Origin of the sequence: Pseudomonas alliivorans, assembly GCF_017826695.1 — a bacterium.
GTDB classification, from domain to species: domain Bacteria; phylum Pseudomonadota; class Gammaproteobacteria; order Pseudomonadales; family Pseudomonadaceae; genus Aquipseudomonas; species Aquipseudomonas alliivorans.
Genome location: NZ_JAFFZW010000004.1, coordinates 105,844 through 122,064, shown reverse-complemented (window position 1 = coordinate 122,064; position 16,221 = coordinate 105,844). Strand labels below are relative to the sequence as shown.

Here is a 16,221-nt window from a genome sequence, read left to right as displayed (position 1 = left end):
CCTTAGGGTAAAAAATTACAGGTCGAAATCGGACGGGGTCAGGCCAAGCTCACGACAGATCGTGCGGCAGACTTCCCGCTCTTTCTCGTCGAAGCTGCCGTCTGCACCACCGATGGCACAGCAGACACGCACCAGCAAACGGGAGGCATCTTCTTTCTTTTTGATCTTGCCGATGGTTTTCAACGCTTCGGCGCGACCAATCTCAAAGTCGAACTCGAACTTGGAGCACGCTTCCTGGAAGCCCTGGATGACGTCCTTCATGTCGAAAACTTTCAGTTCCTGAGAGTTCTGGATGAAGCCCGCCATCTTCTGCTTTTCGCTGGAACTGATATCGCCATCGGCGGCAGATACCAGAGCGCAACCGGAAACCACGGCGTCCATGAATTCACGGTTCTTGAATTTCGAGACTTCGGTGGCCAGTTTTTCACGAGCCGCTGTTGCGTTAGTTTTCAACCAGTCCAGCATGTCCATCTCCTGTGAAGCGGCACGGCCAGCTTCAGAAATATCAAAATGTTGTTTACTTGGAACCGGCAGCCCAGCGCATGCCCCAGCCGTAGGCTTTGTCCATGTTGCTGTGACCGTTGTGGAAATCCACACGACGCGTCACCTTGACGGCACCGTTGTCATTTTCCAGCAAGGCAATCGCACACATGCCCTGACGACCACCCTCTTCATTGAGGCGAACCTCGATGGGCGGCTGGCCCGGGGCATGGATAGTGACAACTCCGTCGGTCTCTTTCCAGTTTGGCGCGCCTTCATAGATGAATGCGTAAACCAGAATCCGCCGAATCCTGCTCCAGTGAGCACCGTTGATGTGCAACCACTCGCCATCGCTGACAGAGCCGGTGCGGTCGTCACCCATCAATTTGATGAAAGGCTCGGTGTTGAGCGAGCCGAACGAATTGCCCAGCGCCTGAACGGCACCTTTGAGGCCGTCCTGCAATTCGAACAGGCAGCCTACATCAAGGTCGATGGCATTGCTCTTCTTCATCGAGAAGAAGCCGCTGCTCTTGGCCTCGCTGCGACGGTTCCAGTTCAGGTTGACGCGGATCTCGCCAAACCCTGCACTGGTCTTTTCCAGACTCACCGAGGCGCGCGTCTTGTCCAGCGTGATCTTGCTCAGGCTCACAGTCGATTTCACTGGAGGCGGCGCTGCAGGTGCAGGTGCAGGTGCAGGTGCAGGTGCAGGTGCAGGTGCAGGTGCAGGTGCAGGTGCAGGTGCAGGTGCAGGCTGATCCTGAGGGGCTGCGACGTCAACGCCAAAGTTCTTTGCCAGCGGCTCAAGACCGCCTGCAAAACCCTGCGCCACACAACGAAATTTCCAGGCACCCTGCCGCAGGTAGAACTCGCCAAGAATCAGTGCAGTTTCTTTCATGCCGCCGGTGGGAATGTCGGCTTCGATACCGCCAGTGATGGTCAATGCCAGACGCGAGACGCTGTCGAAGCGGGCCTTGTTCTCATAAATGGTCGCGGTCAGGGCGACTTTCTCGATGACCGCATCCAGACGGCTGGGGTCAAGGGTGAACACGGCACGGCCAGCCGACGTTTCCGTCAACTGGACCGCACCACCGTTCACGCTTTTCTGGCCGTAAAAGCACATGTCCTGATCACCACGGACCTTGCCTGAGCCGGTCAGCAGAAAGGCGGACACGTCGATGTCCGCGCCCGCCAGAGGGGAGTAGCTGACGTCAACCGTCAAAGGCCCGGCAGCTACTGGCGCATTGGCGCCTGGGACAAGTTGGGTCATGCGCGTACGGCTCCGATGGCCAGATCGACCAGGTCATCGGCGGTACGACCATTGGTCGCCTGCCCCACGGCAGTGAAGTCCCAGCCGCTCGGTGTACGCGACAGGTAGGACATCACGACACCGGTGTGCTGACCTTTTTCGGACAGGTCGAAGCGGCCGAGTTCGTTACGCGAGCCCAGATCGACGATGCGGCAGTAAGCGTTCGCGACTTTCTCGAAGTTCTGTCCAGTGAAGGAGTTGACCGTGAAAACCAGATATTTCACGGTGGCAGGCAGTTTCTCAAGATCCACACTGATGGTTTCGTCATCGCCCGCGCCTTCACCGGTGCGGTTGTCGCCAGAGTGCTGAATGGCACCATCACGCGATTGCAGCTGACGGAACCACACCAGGTCCAGTGGCTTCCTGTCGGCGTCGAGCATGATGCAGGAAGCGTCCAGATCGATGTCGCCACCGCCGCCGCCCAACAGTTTGCCGAAGAATCCACTGGCCTTTTCCGGGTCCCATCCCAGGCCCATGCTGACTTTCTTGAGGCCTGTACCAGCGGTTTTCTCAAGCGAGATCGTCTGGTTTTTCGCCAAAGTGAGTGCCATTTTTCGCTCCATGTGGACTACGGAAATCGGATAAAAGTGTTACAGCCTTACCGTGTTGGCCCATCTTTGCCATCTGGATTGTGTAACTTGGCGTTAATGGGACCTTTGTAACGCCCTTTTCGCCACGTCGGATGGAAGTGACGCCAGTGTGCATCCTGCGCTGCAGCGAGCAATTCATGATCACCTCGCGTATCGCCCCAGGCGCGCAGGCGGAATTTGTTGAGCGGGCCGTAAACACTTTCCAGTCGCGCAACCTTGGAGTCGCAGCGGCAATTGCTGCCTTCGATCAAACCGGTCAGTTTGCCGTCGATCACTTCAAGATTAGTTCCGATCAGCTCTACTTTCAGCCGATCGGCGAACGGTTGCAGGACCATAGCAGGCGAAGCTGAACAAAGCGTGACAATGGCCCCCTTCTCCAGCTCGGCCGCAATCGACTCCAGAGCCGCAGGACGCATCAGGCGTTTCCAGTAGAGTTCGCAGAAGGCCTCGGCTTTCTGCTGAAGCCATTGCGCGTCGACGCCGGTCAGAAAAGCCTTGATCAGACGGCCCTTGAGCTCGTCGCGCGTCACGCGTTTGGTCAGGTAACCGATACTGGGCAATACCAGTCTGGCCATGCGCACGGAAAAGGCGCGCTGCCCAAAAGCGAATTTGAGAAAAGGAACGAAGCTGTCGTGTCGGGTAATGGTCCCGTCGAAGTCGAACACCGCCAGCAGGCGCTGTTCCACTTCGATTTCAAGGTCAGGTTCTATCATCTAGCTAACTGCCTCAGCGAGTCGAATGCTGGCATCCATGATCGAAGCGGGTGCGGGTAACACTCCATGCCATTTGGCGCGCTCCATGATGTGGGTTGCCCATTTGTAATGGGTCGCCGGTTCACACATCGCGTCGTTGTACTTGAACACGGCCGGCGCAACAGAGTTCAAAATCATCCGGGCCGAATTCATGTCTTCCAGGCTGACGCGAAGTGCATTCTGAATGATATTGACCTGCGATGGGTGGATTGCGGTCTTGCCGACCAGACCATTGGCAATATCCAGGGTCAATTCCTGCTGCAGGATATCCGGCGTGGCCAGCTGCTCGAACACGGGAGCGGTGAGCGCAAACCCTTGCGAGCCCATCACACCGGCCAGCATCGGAATGACATACCCCATCGGTGTTCCGTACAACGTCATTGCCGGGTTGCGGCGCAGCCCCAGGCAGCCCATCAGGTCGTTGCCGCCAATGCGCAAGGCAATGATCCGCTCGTCGAGATTGGCTTTCAGCGCCTGCCCCAGTTCGACCATCGCCGTCGGGTTGAACACTTCCGGCGTCTCCAGGGTCGGCATCAGTGCCAGCGCCGGGTTGGTCACGGCCTGCTCCCAGCTACTCAAGGTTTTCAACGAGAGCTTGGGTACGACAAAGCCGTCGACATGAATCATCAATGGCCAGTCATTGAGAATGCGCGCCATCGCTGCATCGCGGGGACGAACGAACAGCAAGGGACCATTGGCCGGACGGCCGCCGCGATCCTGGATGCGGGTCAGTACCTGACGGAGGTTGACCAGCGCAGTCTCGATGTCAATCAGCGCAACGGCGTCCTCCAGACAAACGACCAGCGAGCGCAGCTCGGGCAGCTTTTCAGCGAACACCACATCCAGAATGTCGTCGCGGGTAGCGGGCATGTACAAAGTCGCGCCCAGCGCGTAAGGCGAGAATAAGGCCATTAGCTCAGACTCCGGATGATGGTTACCGCCCTGTAGGGCCCAAGGGCACTGCCGACCTGCTCGACAGGAATGCCCGCTTTCTCGGTCAGGTGCATGAGCAATTGCACGTCGCTGTCGGAGGTGTCGCGAACCAGCACGTGGTCCGGCACACGGCGCATGACCGCACGCGTCGCTTCGGCAATGCCCGGTTTCACGCGATTCAGATTGCTGATTTCAAAACGTTCGGCCAGACGCTGGACCACCTCGGACGCTGCCGCCTTGAGTTCGAACTGCTGCTCGGGCGTCCATGGTGTCACCGAGACAGTAGCACTCAGGTTCCGCCGATGATTCTCGATCTCTTCGATGAACGACCGGGTGACGTCATGAGCCTGCAAGTGATCGTAGACCACGCAGCCATGCAGCCCACCCTCGGCAGGCCAGATCGAGCGCGACACCAGCCCGGAAACGGTAGCGCCCAGAATGCCGGACGGGATCACCCAGTCTTCACAGGACGCCGCCAGCCAGGCACTGCCGCAAGGATCGGCCAGCACGACAAGCCGCGGCTGGTCGGGAAACCGGACATCCCCCGCCAGACTGCGCTTGATTTCGCCCGAGATCGCGCCCTTGCCGGTCCAGCCATCGACGAAGACGATGTTCTGAGCACCATGAGCCTTGATGATGGCCTCGAGTGCCACTTCGTCGATTCCACGGTCGCGAATGATACTGATGCCGTAGTGATGCGCTTCACGCCCCAGATCAATCAAGGCACGACGCAGCAGCACGCCGAGCGGCAGGCCTGCTCGCACGAACGACACCAGAACGATCTCCGGTCCCGGGCATTCGAGGTCCAGCGCCTGCGCCAGAGACTGAACGTCTGCGGCCATACGGGCGCCATTCTGCGCCAGCGTGCGCTGAAACAAGGCCTGATGCGCCGCGCTCGGGGCCGCTTCCTCGCTGATCATTTCCGAGTAATGCTTTTGCTGCGTCTGGATCAGACGCTCCTTTTCCTGCACATCCGTGGTCTGCATCTCGACACGACGCAGCAGGAAATGCACATCGCCTTCCAGATAACTGCCGCTCCCCACGGTATCCAGCCCGTGAACCGGATTACTCATGCGCAGCCCCGACAAACATTCTGGCCAACTGACTGCGCGCGGGCGTCGCCCACCAGTGGCACTCGTCCATGAAACCCAGGTCGGTAATGCTGTCGCCAAAACCGAGCACCGGACGTTCGCCATTTATTGCCTTGTCGCGACGCAGCCATTCCTGAACGGCATAGCGCTTGGCCAGACCGTTGGGCAGAAACGCAAGATTGTTGCCATTGCCATGGACATGCATGTCGTCAAGCAAGCCGCGCGCCTGTACCTCAGCCAGCACTCGGGTAAGGATGCTGTCGTCGTTTTCATTGTGCTTGGTGACCACGTAATGAAACAGTCGGGCTTCCTCGACGACCCAGCCGCGCAGTGACACACCCATGTCCTGACCAATGGCCAGCGTGGCGGCCGACAATTCATGGAGACGCGATTGATAAGCCGCGAGCGTCTGCTTCATCTGCTCGTTCCAGTCCTTATCGACGCGCCCCACCACGTCGAGCATGACGCCGCCGTGCGAGCAGATGGCGCCCGCGGTGAACGGCAGCTTGACCCGACTGAAGGCCTCGACACTGCGGGCGGTGACCGGCACGACATCGGAGTGCGCCAGCAACCAGTGAGAGAACGACTTCTGCACGTTGGTCATATAACCGTTGGCATGACCGCTGATGTCGAGCGTGGCGACATGTTTTTCGATATCGGCGGGGGTTTTGCGAGCGGTCTGAAACAAGGTGTCGTCCAGATCGACGAAGATCAACGGGCGGACATCATTCATCGCAGATCACCTCGGCATTCAACGCTTGAATCAGTTCGGCAGGCACGGCCTGGCTCGGCGTTTCGGTACAGATCAGCACCCGGTCGAACTGCCCGGGGCGCACGTTGTAAAGGAAGTTGGGAATGCCCAGCCCATAGTTGTCGGAGAACGACAGCGCGTGATCGATGGCGTGCCCCAGCGCAATCGGCGAACGGCTGGTCGAACTGAAATGCACATCGGCACCGGCTTTTTCCAGGCGCTCGGCCAACAGGAACGGACGCCAGACGAACTCGCTGGTGCCCACCACCAGAACCCGCTCGCCTTTGGCAACCTGAATGTCCGGGGCCAGCGTGTCGTTCACCGACAGCACGCCCAATCGCCCCCAGTCATTGGCCGTCACCAGCGGCCAGTCACCCATGGCGACGGTGCCGACTTCAGGCATGTCAGGCATGGGGGCGCTCAGGTCTTCATCGAACGAGTAGGAACCCTGCAACAGCGAGACCTGCTCGGCCAATGCGCCCATCGACGTGCTGACCGCACCTGCCGACCAATCGGTCAGCACGCAGGTCACAACGCGTTCGAGCTTGTCGAGCCCGGCATCAACAAGCGCGCGATGAAGGTTGATAAACGTCTTGCCGGTGGATGCCTCGTCATCGACCAGCACCAGCGAACGGGCATTGAGCATCATGTCGCGCAGCGCAGGGTCGGTCGGCAGATGGATCAGGTGAGCACTGGCGTGGCTGTGTTCTTCCTCGAAGCGCGCAAACAGGTCAGTACCTGTCGGGTGACGCGTGCTGACCAGATATAACGCATCCGGACGCGTGGCACTGTAGGCGCGGTGCACGCCGGCACCCAGACCGACAGCAGTCTCCGCCATACCGATGACCAGCACCGGGCCGGGAAGATCGGCAGGAATCTTGTGCGCGAGATCCTGAAAGCTTTTGAGCATCAGACTCGGACGAACCGGTATGTGCCGCCCCAGCACGCGCGAAACGAACAGAAACGCACGCTTGGGGTTACGCCGTTCAGCGAAGCCGAACAGTGAATCCGGGGCAATCGTGGACGCATTGACGCTCACATTAAGGGAGCCCCGAAGCAGATCAGCACGAAGCCTGACGGGTGTGGAAGAAGCTGCGCTGCTGTCCATCGATAATTCCTGATTAACGGGGTCGCAACCCCTGGCGCCTGCAGATCGAAACGTCTCCTCAAGAGACATTCCGACGTCAGTCGCGTGAGGCTTCGACGAGCCACAGCGACGACTGGGCAGCACGCGTGATTTCTGTAGTGGTGTAAGTCCTTTCCGATCTGGCATGCGGCGCATCGATGCGGCACGCCTGCAAAAAGGACAGAAGCAGAGCGGACTTCACCGCGAAGTTCATGTTTTGCCCGTCCGGCACCGTGGACGTCACCATCCCGATGACCGCCCCGCCGCTGTCAAACAAAGGACTGCCGCTGGAGCCCGGTTGAATGGGCGCCGTGAACTGGAACAGGCTGGCGTCGCTGTGCAGGCCAAAAAGCCCGGATATACCGCCCTGCGTCACCTGCAAACCGCCGCCGGAAATAGAAGCCAGTGGATAACCCAGCACCACGACGTTATCACCTGGCTCGCAGCCAGGGCCGTCGCGAAACGTAACCGCAGATAACGGTGAGGCTCCCTGCACGCGCAGCAGCGCGATGTCATTACGACGATCAATCACCACCGGCTCGGCCTTGTAACGGCCTTCCAGCGAGTTGATATGGAAGACGTTCATGTCTTCGATAACGTGTGCACAGGTCATCACGTGCGCAGGCCCTACAACGAACGCCGTTCCGGTCGCCGACTGATGGTGCGAACCGCCGCCGTTCGGAGCGCCCGCCGGACGCCGTGGATGACGATCATCGACCTCCAGCCCGATCTTGCGCCCGAAAGCAGACAGGCCGTACGCCGAGCCTTCACTCAACGCCCGGAATTTCCATTGTTCGTTGCGCTTGTAAAACTCGCCGATGATGATCGCCGCTTCGCCGTTGTCCCGCAGGTCAACCCGATGCTCGATATCGTTATCCACCTGCAGATGCAGGCTGCCGATCTCGCGAATCGGCCCCGTGGCCGAGAACACATACACCATCAGCAGCACCCGGTCACTGCCAGCCGGGAGGCGATCCAGCTTCAGCGTACAACCCACATTCTGCGGGCCGCCGCTCCATTCCATCCAGCTCTGTTCCTGATGCAGCAGCGCCGGATCACCCATGGGCTGACGCTTTTCATCGACAGCGAGCAGAGCGACTGCTGCGTATTCGCCAAAAATCGAAGATCGGCCACTCTCCAGATTCCAGGTGCACAGGGAGTTTGCCAAAGCGGTATTTGCACCGGGTGCCAGAACCTTCATGCCCGATCCTCCCTGATAAGAGCGATTAGTAATAGCAAAAATCTATGGTGCGGATCATACAGTGGCCCGCACAGCAACGGTGATGGCCTTGACCCGAATATCGTCGAGCCAATGTGTTTCCGGTTCTTTCAAGCCCAGACGCCGTGTGGCGAAAATGCCCGGCAGATTGATGCCGGTTTCGCGTGTATAGCCAATACCGCCCGAGTAGCGCGGATTGATCTCCAGCAAACGCGGCTTGCCGTCCGCATCGTCGCGGGTCTGGACGTTGATCAGTCCGTCACAGGCAAAATACTCTGCGGCGCGGACCGCCAGACGGACCGCCTCGCTGTCGCGCTCGAAGGTCTGGTTCAGGCCCAGCTTGCGCCGCCCGACAAACGCCACTGCCTTGCCCTGCTCGCAGACCATGTCCACCGAACACTCGCTGCCGGGCATGTACGGCATCAGCAACATCGGTGGACGGTCTTCGGACTGGCGATAAGCGTTCAGGTACGCGCTGAAGGTCGTCTCGCGCGAATCGGGATTGGCGAAGCAACGAAAGTCGTCAACGCCCTCCTTGAAACGCCAGAAGCCCTGACCATAAATCCCGACCGTAGGCTTGATACAGACCTCGCCCGAACCGGACAACGCGTCGTAGGCATCCTGTAATTCCCGAGCATTGCTTGCCAGGATGCCTGGAATGCAGGCCAGACCGGCCGATTCGGCCGCAGCCGTGAAACGGTTCTTGTCGTCCACATCCTGAAAGGTCTTCAGTGACGTTCCGCCGGTGACGAGGTCCAAGCCTTCAGCGACAAAGCGCTCACGCTGCTCTTCGTAACGGCTGCCGACGCGTCCGGCCACGATCACCTTGACGCCGAGCGTCCGGGCCGTCTCGATGACCCAATCGATGCGTTCATCGTTATCGGCCGGTTCCTGCAGGGCCACATCGGCCTGCCCGGTAATCTCCGACCGCAACTGGCGATGGGATGCGACAATCTGCACCGAGGCGGGCAAGGCATCGCGAGCGCCCATGATCACTTCACGCTGGCTGGACTGCCCTTCAAGGAACCAAATCATGTAAATCTCCGGAAGACAGGTCCGCCTCAAACGGCCTTGTCGAATTTTGTAATAACTGTTTTGCTTCGAAATGTTCGGATTAAGGCAAAGTCACGCAATTTTAAACAGAGGACGCTGGTATGAAGTGGCTTAAAAGGTCGATTTGGCTTGTAGTATTCGTAGCATTAGGGATCGGCGCATTAAGCCTCTATTACGTCCTGCCGCGCCATGATGTCGTGATGATTACCGGCGTGGAAGTCAAAAGAATGGACGCCGACGGTGTCATCAACGCCGAAAACCCGGCCGACGGCCCGACCCGGGACGTGTACTTCATCAACACCGAGCACCCGGACAACAAAAACGTTGTGGTCTACCGCAACGAAGACACCGGCTGGAGCTTCCCGTGGTACTTCAAGTTCGACTCCGCCGACATCCAGGCCAAAGCCCAGGGCTATTCACGTGACGCCCAGCAACTGGCCCTGATCCGCTACTACGGCTGGCGCATCCAGATTCTCTCGATGTTTCCCAACGTGACCCAGGTCGAAGCCGTCAGCACCCGTGACGAACCGTTCCCGGTGTTCAACGCGATCTTCTTTGGCGTGCTGATTGTGCTGCTGGTAATGATCGTCGTCGTAATCCGCCGCCGCTTCCGCAGGCCGCCGCAGCCGCGAGTGGATCAGGTGGTGAGGTAAAGCAGAGGCTTGCCCTGAAACAAAAAATCCCGATCAGTGATGATCGGGATTTTTAGTTTCTGGTGCCGAAAACAGGAATCGAACCTGCGACCTTCGCGTTACGAGTGCGCTGCTCTACCGGGCTGAGCTATTTCGGCATTGCAGCTTCTTACTAACTCAATCAATAAAAATCAGACTAGATTTAGTTAGCTCTGCACAAAATAGGCGCCGGAGCTTGAGCGGTCAAGCATCCGCCACTCAAAGCCCAAGAGGTAGAGCCAGCGTTCAGCGTAGGCGTCAATACATAGGTAGAAGCAGCTGGAATCCCACCTTGAGGAGTAACTGTAATAGCCCCGTTAGTTACGCCGACGCTTGCAACATAAGTGGTTGAAGTTGTTGCAGGAATATCATTCGTACCAAGATTACAGCCTGTGACAGTTCCTAGCTGCTGCACACAAAGCGATACTGCAGTTTTGTATGTATCAGCAACGGATACAACCTCAGTGAATCGAGCGCGCATTGTGTAATTTTGATAAGCTGGCAACGCTACCGCCGCCAAAATACCAACGATCGCTACCACGATCATCAATTCGATCAACGTAAAACCTTTTTGTGCTTTCATCGCGTACTTCTCCGAGGCGTCAATTTTGGGTGCCTTGCGGGGAGTAAAGCACACGTCATGCCAATGTGACACACCGCACAGTTTGCGGGTTGAAACACACGCCAACTTGCTCGGAAGCATTCTGAAATCAGCAGAAACTGACAATTTTTGTCATATGCCATCATCCCATTTGGCAGCACTCTCTGACTGCGCTATAAACCTCACACTGTCTGCGTCTGGTGGTTTTATGAGTGATGTCGTTGTCCTAACCGGCCTGGCCAAGCAATTGGTCGTCGCTGAGCTCCTTTCCGAAAAAGCTGCCCAACAGGCATTCCAACAGGCGCGACGCGACAAGATTTCGCTGGTCACCTATCTGGTCCAGAACAAACTGGTCAAGAGTCTGACTCTCGCAGAAATGGCCTCCGAGCAGTTCGGTGTGCCCTTCATGGACCTCTCCAGCCTTGATAAAGAAAGCCAGCCTAAAGGTTTGGTCAGCGAGAAGCTCGCTCGTCAGCATCACGCGTTGCCGTTATGGCGTCGCGGCAACCGACTCTTTATTGGCATCTCGGACCCGACCAACCATCAGGCTGTGACCGACATTCAGTTCAGCACTGGCCTGAACACTGAAGCGATTCTGGTCGAAGATGACAAACTCAGTGTTGCCATCGACAGATTCTTCGACAGCGACAGTGGCTTGGGCTCACTGGCAGACATCGACTTGGATCTGGATATTGAGCCGGGCGAAAGTGCCAAAGAAACGTCAATTACGAGCCGCGATGACGCCGATGACGCGCCTGTCGTCCGTTTCGTCAATAAAATGCTGCTGGATGCAATTCGGCTGGGCTCGTCCGATTTGCACTTCGAACCCTATGAAAAGGTGTTCCGCGTACGTTTCCGTACTGACGGAATTTTGCACGAAGCTGCCCGGCCACCGATCAATCTGGCCAATCGTATTGCGGCACGCCTGAAGGTCATGGCCAGCCTGGATATTTCGGAGCGGCGCAAGCCTCAGGATGGCCGGGTCAAGTTGCGTGTGTCCAAAACCAAGTCCATCGACTTCCGTATGAACACGCTCCCAACCCTGTGGGGCGAGAAGATCGTGATGCGGATTCTCGACCCGACCAGCGCCCAGATGGGCATTGATGCGCTGGGCTACGAGCCAGATCAGAAAGAGCTGTATCTGGAAGCGCTCAAGCAGCCGCAGGGCATGATTCTGGTAACCGGCCCGACAGGCTCGGGCAAAACCGTTTCGTTGTACACGGGCCTCAATATTCTCAACACCGTGAATATCAACATTTCGACCGCCGAAGACCCGGTGGAGATCAACCTGGAAGGCGTCAATCAGGTCAACGTCAACCCGCGCCAGGGCATGGACTTCTCCCAGGCGTTGCGCGCGTTTCTGCGTCAGGATCCGGATGTGATCATGGTTGGTGAGATTCGAGACCTGGAAACAGCCGAGATCGCGATCAAGGCGTCTCAAACCGGTCACATGGTGTTGTCGACGCTGCACACCAACAGCGCGGCGGAGACCCTGACCCGCTTGCACCACATGGGCGTTGCGGCGTTCAACATCGCCACAGCGATCAATCTGATTATTGCCCAACGACTGGCGCGCAAGCTGTGCAGCCATTGCAAGAAAGAGGTCGATGTGCCCCATGAAACGCTGATCAAGGAAGGCTTCCCGGAGTCGAAAGTCGGCACCTTCAAGCTCTACGGGCCGGTCGGATGCGAACACTGCAACGGCGGTTATCGAGGCCGAGTCGGCATTTACGAGGTCGTGAAAAAAACGCCGGAACTGGAACGCATCATCATGGAAGAAGGCAACTCGCTGGAGATTTCCAGGCAGATGCGCAAGGATGGTTTCAATGACCTGCGAACATCCGGCTTGTCGAAAGCCATGCAGGGCATTACCAGCCTGGAAGAAGTCAATCGCGTGACCAAGGATTAAGCATGGCCAGTAAAGCAGTCAAAGTCAGCATCTTCACTTGGGAAGGCGTAGACAAGAAAGGCACCAAGATCAGCGGTGAGTTGAGTGGCCACAATCCGGCGCTGATCAAGGCTCAACTTCGCAAGCAGGGCATCAACCCGACCAAAGTGCGGAAGAAGACAGTTTCGATTTTTGGCAAAGGCAAAAAGATTAAGCCTCTGGACATCGCATTCTTTGCCCGGCAGATGGCGACCATGATGAAAGCGGGCGTTCCGCTGTTGCAATCCTTTGACATTATCAGCGAGGGCGCGGAAAACCCGAACATGCGCTCGCTGGTGGATTCTCTTAAACAGGAAGTGTCTGCCGGTAACAGTTTTGCGACAGCATTGCGGCAGAAACCCGAGCAGTTCGATGAGCTTTTTTGCAATCTAGTGGACGCGGGCGAGCAGGCAGGAGCGCTCGAAAGCTTGCTTGACCGGGTGGCAACCTATAAAGAAAAAACCGAAAGGCTTAAGGCTAAAATTAAGAAAGCCATGACTTACCCTATCGCGGTAATAGTCGTCGCGTTCATAGTCTCTGGCATTCTACTCATAAAAGTAGTACCGCAATTTCAGGCAGTTTTTGCTAGCTTCGGCGCCAAACTTCCTGCCTTTACACTAATGGTCATCGGACTTTCAGAGCTTGTCCAAACATGGTGGCTAGCCATTCTAGCGTTCCTAATCTTGAGCTTTTTTCTGTCCAAACGTTTTTATAAAAGGTCACAAAAATTTCGGGACAGTCTCGACCGATTTTTACTAAAGGTCCCTATTATAGGCCCCTTGATTTTCAAGTCATCGGTGGCACGATATGCCCGCACACTCTCCACTACTTTTGCCGCAGGCGTCCCGCTAGTCGAAGCCCTGGACTCGGTTGCGGGCGCAACCGGTAATGTCGTATTCAGAAATGCGGTTATGAAGATCAAGCAAGATGTCTCGACGGGCATGCAACTGAACTTCTCGATGCGATCCACCGCCGTCTTCCCAAGCCTTGCAATACAGATGACCGCAATCGGAGAGGAGTCCGGAGCACTGGACAGTATGCTCGACAAAGTCGCCACCTATTACGAAGATGAAGTCGATAACATGGTCGACAGCCTGACCAGCCTCATGGAGCCCATGATCATGGCGGTACTGGGTGTCATCGTCGGAGGCTTGGTAATAGCGATGTATCTGCCCATCTTCCAACTCGGAAACGTTGTCTGACATGCCCCTCCTCGACTTCCTGGCCAGCTCAACGCTGGCCTTCGTTATTTTCATCGGTGTGCTCGGCCTGCTGGTCGGAAGCTTCCTCAACGTCCTGATTTACCGCCTACCCAAGATGATGGAGAACGACTGGAAAGCCCAGTCGCGGGAAATGCTCGGCTTACCCGCCGAGCCTGAGCAGCCCACCTTCAACCTGATCCTCCCTCACTCCCGCTGCCCACACTGCGCTCACCAGATCCGCCCGTGGGAAAATCTGCCGGTGGTCAGCTACCTGATGCTTGGCGGCAAGTGTTCGCAATGCAAGGCTCCGATCAGCAAGCGCTACCCGCTGGTCGAGCTGGCCTGCGCGCTGTTGTCGGCCTATGTGGCTTGGCATTTCGGCTTTGGCTGGCAGACGGCGGCAATGCTGGTACTGAGCTGGGGCTTGCTGGCGATGAGCCTGATCGACGCCGATACGCAGTTGCTGCCTGATTCACTGGTACTACCGTTGATGTGGCTGGGCCTGATCGCCAACGCGTTTGGCCTGTTTACTTCGTTAAGCGATGCCTTGTGGGGCGCCGTGGCGGGATACCTGTCGTTGTGGTCGGTGTTCTGGCTGTTCAAGCTGATAACGGGCAAGGAAGGCATGGGCTACGGCGACTTCAAGCTGCTGGCCATGCTCGGCGCCTGGGGCGGCTGGCATATCCTGCCACTGACGATTCTGCTCTCGTCACTGGTGGGTGCCATTCTTGGCGTGATCATGATGCGATTGCGCAACGTCGAATCCGGCACACCGATCCCCTTCGGTCCTTATCTGGCCATCGCGGGGTGGATCGCTTTGCTCTGGGGTGGTCAAATAACCGACTCCTATTTGCAGTTTGCCGGTTTCAAATGACCCACCCTGATCAAAAACCCTGGATTCTCGGCCTGACTGGCGGTATCGGCAGCGGTAAAAGTGCAGCGGCACAGTGCTTTATCGACCTGGGTATTCAAACGGTGGATGCCGATCACGCTGCGCGCTGGGTCGTGGAACCTGGCCGGCCGGCGCTGGAACAGATCGTCGAGCACTTTGGCACTGGCGTGCTACAGGCCAGCGGTGAACTGGATCGGGGTGCGCTGCGCAAGCTGATTTTCGAACAGCCCGAAGAACGACGCTGGCTTGAGTCACTGCTGCATCCGCTGATCAATCAGGAGATCAGCCGCTATCTGGCGCGCGCCACGTCACCCTACGCCATTCTGGTATCACCGTTACTGATCGAATCCGGTCAGTACCGCACGGTCCAGCGACTGCTGGTGATCGATGCACCTCAGGCACTGCAGATAGAGCGCACCATGCTGCGCGACCGTTCAAGCCAGGAGCAGGTCCAGGCCATCCTCAAGGCTCAGGTGCAGCGCGAAGAACGCTTACGCCATGCCGACGATGTGCTGGTCAACGACCAGAATACTGCCTGGCTGAAAAGCGAAGTCGAGCGACTGCACCACTTTTACCTTACTTTGCGTGGAGGCCAATCATGAGCCAACCAATGACCGTTCAATGTCCAACCTGCGGCGCGCCCGTGGAATGGAGCGCGGCCAGCCCCAACCGTCCGTTCTGCTCGGACCGCTGCAAACTGATCGACCTCGGTGCCTGGGCATCGGAAGAACACGCCATTCCGGTGAGCCCGGATGCAGAAGACGACCTGTTTTCGGGCGATCTGGAAGTACCGCACAGAGGCCACTGAGGCTGACTGATTCTTTTCGCGAGCAACTCCATCGCCTGATGATCGTTACCACGCTCTGCGTCCGCTCTCGAATGCGACGTGGAGCGTGGGCACGATCAGCGTGGGGTAGACACTGATCCTTCCCAGGCTCCAGCGATCATCGTTAACCACAAGTCTCATTGCAACCAATGGACGGTGGGAGGCGGCTTGCCGGCGATGCGTTTCTGAAGCGTCCTATCAGCGACTGAACTGACGCCATCGCCGGCAAGCCGCCTCCCACAAGGTGTTGCCCCTACAGGATCACACCCCCTCCGTTACGGCCTTTCCAGCGCCGCACGCAACGCCTCGGCACTCCCGAACTGCTGCTGGCTCACCAACTGCCCGTCGCGCAATTGCAACCACAGGACTTTATCCTCATCACCCGCGTACTGCGGCACGATACGGGCGTCGCGGTCGAGCATGACGCGGTAGGTGTAGTCACGCATCTTGGGGATGGCGAACATCTTGGCGATGACAGTCGGCATCTTCTGAATGTCGGCGACGAAGACAGTATGGCGCGCGTCGAGAAAGCCTTTGGGTTTATCCGCAAGCGCGGCATTGACCAGTTTGGCGGCGTCCATGCTTCTGGCGACCAGCAGGGTTTGCGTCTGGTTGTTGAGGGTGTAGGGCTGATCGTATTGGTCGAGCAGTGTCCACGGCGCGAGGCGCTCGCCGGTTTGCAGGGCATTGGCCGTCAGCGGCAACAGGGCCAGAAGCAGTATGGGCAGAAATTTCAACGGGGCACTCCTCGAAAAGGTACTGTTTGCCAAAAGGCAGTTACGGCCAGCCAAAATGAAAGCC

Annotated in this window: 18 protein-coding genes and 1 tRNA gene; 6 read left to right on the top strand and 13 right to left on the bottom strand. The window is 57.7% G+C overall.

Annotation, left to right across the window (positions count from 1 at the left end):
• Positions 1-15: 15 nt before the first annotated feature.
• From JTJ32_RS13095 to JTJ32_RS13050, 10 genes are all read right to left on the bottom strand, one after another.
• Positions 16-465, bottom strand: coding sequence for a tellurite resistance TerB family protein (locus tag JTJ32_RS13095; protein ID WP_099226368.1), 450 nt, complete (start codon positions 463-465; stop codon positions 16-18).
• Positions 466-517: 52 nt separating this feature from the next.
• A complete protein-coding gene (locus JTJ32_RS13090) occupies positions 518-1,747 on the bottom strand; it encodes a TerD family protein (protein WP_210042304.1) in 1,230 nt (409 codons plus the stop codon).
• Positions 1,744-2,337, bottom strand: a complete 594-nt coding sequence (locus tag JTJ32_RS13085) for a TerD family protein (RefSeq protein ID WP_099226370.1) — start codon at positions 2,335-2,337, stop codon at positions 1,744-1,746. The genes JTJ32_RS13090 and JTJ32_RS13085 overlap by 4 nt, the downstream gene beginning before the upstream one ends.
• A 47-nt stretch (positions 2,338-2,384) precedes the next feature.
• Positions 2,385-3,089, bottom strand: a complete 705-nt coding sequence (locus tag JTJ32_RS13080; protein ID WP_069145044.1) for an HAD family hydrolase — start codon at positions 3,087-3,089, stop codon at positions 2,385-2,387.
• On the bottom strand, positions 3,090-4,040 hold the full coding sequence (locus tag JTJ32_RS13075; RefSeq protein WP_099226371.1) for an HpcH/HpaI aldolase/citrate lyase family protein: 951 nt from the start codon (positions 4,038-4,040) through the stop codon (positions 3,090-3,092).
• Positions 4,040-5,134 (bottom strand): cysteine protease StiP family protein, encoded by a 1,095-nt coding sequence (locus JTJ32_RS13070; RefSeq protein WP_210042296.1) that lies wholly within the window; start codon positions 5,132-5,134, stop codon positions 4,040-4,042. Before JTJ32_RS13070 ends, JTJ32_RS13075 begins: the two co-directional genes overlap by 1 nt.
• Entirely contained in the window at positions 5,127-5,885 is a 759-nt protein-coding gene (locus JTJ32_RS13065) for an HAD family hydrolase (RefSeq protein WP_099226373.1), read from the bottom strand. Before JTJ32_RS13065 ends, JTJ32_RS13070 begins: the two co-directional genes overlap by 8 nt.
• Positions 5,878-7,011: a phosphoribosyltransferase domain-containing protein gene (locus JTJ32_RS13060; protein WP_210042295.1), complete on the bottom strand. Its 1,134-nt coding sequence runs from the start codon at positions 7,009-7,011 to the stop codon at positions 5,878-5,880. Before JTJ32_RS13060 ends, JTJ32_RS13065 begins: the two co-directional genes overlap by 8 nt.
• Before the next feature lie 76 nt (positions 7,012-7,087).
• Positions 7,088-8,230 (bottom strand): trypsin-like peptidase domain-containing protein, encoded by a 1,143-nt coding sequence (locus JTJ32_RS13055; protein ID WP_210042294.1) that lies wholly within the window; start codon positions 8,228-8,230, stop codon positions 7,088-7,090.
• 54 nt (positions 8,231-8,284) lie between these two features.
• On the bottom strand, positions 8,285-9,283 hold the full coding sequence (locus tag JTJ32_RS13050) for an ATP-grasp domain-containing protein (protein WP_099226376.1): 999 nt from the start codon (positions 9,281-9,283) through the stop codon (positions 8,285-8,287).
• A 119-nt stretch (positions 9,284-9,402) separates the two neighbouring features.
• Between JTJ32_RS13050 and JTJ32_RS13045 the strand changes: the two genes are divergently transcribed.
• Complete coding sequence (locus tag JTJ32_RS13045) at positions 9,403-9,954, top strand: DUF1523 family protein (protein ID WP_210042293.1); 552 nt, start codon at positions 9,403-9,405, stop codon at positions 9,952-9,954.
• A gap of 60 nt (positions 9,955-10,014) precedes the next feature.
• Here the strand turns inward: JTJ32_RS13045 and JTJ32_RS13040 are convergent.
• Positions 10,015-10,091: transfer RNA gene (locus JTJ32_RS13040), tRNA-Thr, on the bottom strand.
• A gap of 44 nt (positions 10,092-10,135) precedes the next feature.
• A complete protein-coding gene (locus JTJ32_RS13035; RefSeq protein ID WP_210042291.1) occupies positions 10,136-10,555 on the bottom strand; it encodes a pilin in 420 nt (139 codons plus the stop codon).
• A 226-nt stretch (positions 10,556-10,781) separates the two neighbouring features.
• Here JTJ32_RS13035 and pilB point away from each other — a divergent pair, with 226 nt between their 5' ends.
• Genes pilB through yacG form a run of 5 tightly spaced genes read left to right on the top strand, consistent with a single transcriptional unit; the run spans position 10,782 to position 15,402 of the window.
• Entirely contained in the window at positions 10,782-12,482 is a 1,701-nt protein-coding gene (pilB, locus tag JTJ32_RS13030) for a type IV-A pilus assembly ATPase PilB (protein ID WP_210042289.1), read from the top strand.
• 2 nt (positions 12,483-12,484) lie between these two features.
• Entirely contained in the window at positions 12,485-13,702 is a 1,218-nt protein-coding gene (locus tag JTJ32_RS13025; protein WP_210042287.1) for a type II secretion system F family protein, read from the top strand.
• 1 nt (position 13,703) lies between these two features.
• Positions 13,704-14,576, top strand: a complete 873-nt coding sequence (locus JTJ32_RS13020; protein ID WP_210042286.1) for a prepilin peptidase — start codon at positions 13,704-13,706, stop codon at positions 14,574-14,576.
• Positions 14,573-15,196, top strand: coding sequence for a dephospho-CoA kinase (coaE, locus tag JTJ32_RS13015; protein ID WP_210042285.1), 624 nt, complete (start codon positions 14,573-14,575; stop codon positions 15,194-15,196). Before JTJ32_RS13020 ends, coaE begins: the two co-directional genes overlap by 4 nt.
• Positions 15,193-15,402 (top strand): DNA gyrase inhibitor YacG, encoded by a 210-nt coding sequence (gene yacG / locus JTJ32_RS13010; RefSeq protein ID WP_099226382.1) that lies wholly within the window; start codon positions 15,193-15,195, stop codon positions 15,400-15,402. Before coaE ends, yacG begins: the two co-directional genes overlap by 4 nt.
• Positions 15,403-15,695: 293 nt before the next feature.
• Here yacG and JTJ32_RS13005 read toward each other — a convergent pair whose 3' ends face one another.
• The gene (locus JTJ32_RS13005) at positions 15,696-16,157 is read right to left on the bottom strand and encodes a hypothetical protein (RefSeq protein ID WP_180274223.1); all 462 of its coding nucleotides are present in this window, start codon (positions 16,155-16,157) and stop codon (positions 15,696-15,698) included.
• Positions 16,158-16,221 lie beyond the last annotated feature (64 nt).

Bases quoted from the DNA above. Each gene is read 5' to 3' on its own strand.
- JTJ32_RS13095 (WP_099226368.1), bottom strand. From the start codon at position 465: ATGCTGGACTGGTTGAAAACTAACGCAACAGCGGCTCGTGAAAAACTG.
- JTJ32_RS13090 (WP_210042304.1), bottom strand. From the start codon at position 1,747: ATGACCCAACTTGTCCCAGGCGCCAATGCGCCAGTAGCTGCCGGGCCT.
- JTJ32_RS13085 (WP_099226370.1), bottom strand. From the start codon at position 2,337: ATGGCACTCACTTTGGCGAAAAACCAGACGATCTCGCTTGAGAAAACC.
- JTJ32_RS13080 (WP_069145044.1), bottom strand. From the start codon at position 3,089: ATGATAGAACCTGACCTTGAAATCGAAGTGGAACAGCGCCTGCTGGCG.
- JTJ32_RS13075 (WP_099226371.1), bottom strand. From the start codon at position 4,040: ATGGCCTTATTCTCGCCTTACGCGCTGGGCGCGACTTTGTACATGCCC.
- JTJ32_RS13070 (WP_210042296.1), bottom strand. From the start codon at position 5,134: ATGAGTAATCCGGTTCACGGGCTGGATACCGTGGGGAGCGGCAGTTAT.
- JTJ32_RS13065 (WP_099226373.1), bottom strand. From the start codon at position 5,885: ATGAATGATGTCCGCCCGTTGATCTTCGTCGATCTGGACGACACCTTG.
- JTJ32_RS13060 (WP_210042295.1), bottom strand. From the start codon at position 7,011: ATGGACAGCAGCGCAGCTTCTTCCACACCCGTCAGGCTTCGTGCTGAT.
- JTJ32_RS13055 (WP_210042294.1), bottom strand. From the start codon at position 8,230: ATGAAGGTTCTGGCACCCGGTGCAAATACCGCTTTGGCAAACTCCCTG.
- JTJ32_RS13050 (WP_099226376.1), bottom strand. From the start codon at position 9,283: ATGATTTGGTTCCTTGAAGGGCAGTCCAGCCAGCGTGAAGTGATCATG.
- JTJ32_RS13045 (WP_210042293.1), top strand. From the start codon at position 9,403: ATGAAGTGGCTTAAAAGGTCGATTTGGCTTGTAGTATTCGTAGCATTA.
- JTJ32_RS13035 (WP_210042291.1), bottom strand. From the start codon at position 10,555: ATGAAAGCACAAAAAGGTTTTACGTTGATCGAATTGATGATCGTGGTA.
- pilB (WP_210042289.1), top strand. From the start codon at position 10,782: ATGAGTGATGTCGTTGTCCTAACCGGCCTGGCCAAGCAATTGGTCGTC.
- JTJ32_RS13025 (WP_210042287.1), top strand. From the start codon at position 12,485: ATGGCCAGTAAAGCAGTCAAAGTCAGCATCTTCACTTGGGAAGGCGTA.
- JTJ32_RS13020 (WP_210042286.1), top strand. From the start codon at position 13,704: ATGCCCCTCCTCGACTTCCTGGCCAGCTCAACGCTGGCCTTCGTTATT.
- coaE (WP_210042285.1), top strand. From the start codon at position 14,573: ATGACCCACCCTGATCAAAAACCCTGGATTCTCGGCCTGACTGGCGGT.
- yacG (WP_099226382.1), top strand. From the start codon at position 15,193: ATGAGCCAACCAATGACCGTTCAATGTCCAACCTGCGGCGCGCCCGTG.